The organism is Mesorhizobium sp. M2C.T.Ca.TU.002.02.1.1, assembly GCF_003997225.1.
This window is the reverse complement of the sequence record NZ_RZTO01001169.1, coordinates 1-1,386: the sequence shown is the minus strand read 5'-3', so window position 1 is coordinate 1,386 and position 1,386 is coordinate 1. Positions and strand designations below refer to the sequence as shown.

Sequence of the window (1,386 nt, the reverse complement as noted above, 5' to 3'; positions counted from 1 at the left end):
TCCATGCGCATGGTGATGCCGAGCGGATGCTGGCAGGCCGGCGTCACATAGATGAGGCGGGGCGAAAACACAGGTGCATCGAGCCTCCAGCCGCGCTCCTGGTCGACCGCGATCGGCAGGATCCTGGCGCCGGCCACGGTGAAGGCGGCCTTGGCGCCGTAATAGCCGGGCTCCTCCATCCACACCGTGTCGTCGGGGTCGAGCAACAGGCGCGCCAGGAGATCGAAGGCGGCCTGCGCACCGGTGGTGACGACGATCTGCTCGGGACGGCAGCGCACGCCGCGCGCGGAGAAGAGATAGCCGGCGATCGCCTCCTTCAGCGCCGGATGGCCGGTGACGTCATAGGTGCCGAACAGCGTCTCGCCGCCATGGCTGGCGCGGCGCGCGACCAGCCGGCCCCAGACGCCGAAGGGAAAGCTCTGCGCATCCGGCATGCCGGGATGGAAGGCGACATGGCCTGGACGGCCGTGATGGTAAGGCTGGCTGAGCAGAAGCCGGCCGCGCAGCGAGGGTGACCGCAGCGGCAGCGGCGGTTCCTCGCGCGGCGACTCGCGCGGGCCTTCCGGCAGATCGACGATCACCGGGCGGGCGCCCTGGCGGTTGGCGAGATAGCCTTCGGTGACGAGCTGGTCGTAGGCGGCGACGATGGTGTTGCGGCCAAGGCCGAGCTCGGCGGCCAAAGCGCGGGTGGAAGGCAGCTCCGAGCCGGGGGGAAGCGCGCGGCTGCGGATGATGGCGACGAGGCCGTGATAGAGCTGGCGCGAGAGGTGCTCGGGGCTCGAGCGGTTCACGGTGAGCGTATCGAGCGGGAAAGGTTGGGGTTTGGGGTGCGGGCGCATGGGTTACGCCCACCCGTACGCGCGCTGGCGAGCCACGGCACGCTTGGCTTTCGACGTCGAGTTCCTTCGCCCCCCTCTCTGTCCTGCCGGACATCTCCCCCTCAAGGGGGGAGATTGGATGTCGCGTTGGGTTTCGCCAATCGCCAACGTTGCAAAGACGAGCGGGGCGCCTGAGCTGCCGATCTCCCCCCTTGAGGGGGAGATGCCCGGCAGGGCAGAGAGGGGGGCCTCGCGCCGACGATCGGTGATTTCGAGAATGTCCATCCCCCCATCCTGCCACACCCACCTCCCAGCACAAACTGGTTCCTTCATTTTCCGGAAAACTGGCCCTCGCGAGGGAGACAGAGCGGGGTAGACTTCGCGCACTGACGTTGGGGCAAGACGTCGACAAGAACATGTGAGGCACGGCGCTGGGAGGGCGTCCGGCCGAACGAAACGGCAGGGTTTTCGCCCGCCGCCAGCAATCGCAGCCATCTCCTCCCGAGACCATCAACCCCGCAGCCATCCCGGCTGCGGGGCGGAAAGCGAGCAATGACGACAGTTCGAC

The 1,386-nt window shown here is 68.2% G+C and carries 1 protein-coding gene; it reads right to left on the bottom strand.

What is annotated here, in order from left to right; all coding sequences use genetic code 11:
* Positions 1 to 839 (bottom strand): PLP-dependent aminotransferase family protein (locus tag EOD07_RS34420; protein WP_127238354.1); only part of this gene is annotated, 839 nt, incomplete at its 3' end.
* Positions 840 to 1,386: the final 547 nt, after the last annotated feature.